The sequence below is a fragment of the Streptomyces catenulae genome, from assembly GCF_000718015.1.
Lineage (GTDB): Bacteria > Actinomycetota > Actinomycetes > Streptomycetales > Streptomycetaceae > Streptomyces > Streptomyces catenulae.
In genome coordinates, this window is the sequence record NZ_JODY01000082.1 from 1 (window position 1) to 391 (window position 391).

Annotated in this window: 1 rRNA gene; it reads right to left on the reverse strand. The window is 58.6% G+C overall.

The window, feature by feature from the left end:
- Positions 1-308: 308 nt before the first annotated feature.
- Positions 309-391: ribosomal RNA gene (locus tag IF23_RS0130780) — 16S ribosomal RNA — on the reverse strand; the annotation flags it as partial.

Below are 391 nucleotides of genomic sequence, written 5' to 3' on the forward strand. Positions count from 1 at the left end.
CACAGATGCTCGCGTCCACTGTGCAGTTCTCAAGCAACGACCAGCCACCCACCACCCCAACCCGAAGGCTGAGTTCACTGGGGCCGGCATCGCGAAGGTACGAACTCTCGTCCGTGCCCTCAGACACCCAACAGCGTGCCCGACAAGTCCTCGCCCCTCTGCGTTCCACGCCGAAGCAGTACTAACAGAAGCGATCTCAAACTTGCCGAGTAGTCAACGTTCCACCCATGAGCAACCAGTGCGAGACATTCGCTCACATGCTGGCCTCTGACCTCGTCCCGAAGGACTCGGTAAGAAGTGCTCCTTAGAAAGGAGGTGATCCAGCCGCACCTTCCGGTACGGCTACCTTGTTACGACTTCGTCCCAATCGCCAGTCCCACCTTCGACGATT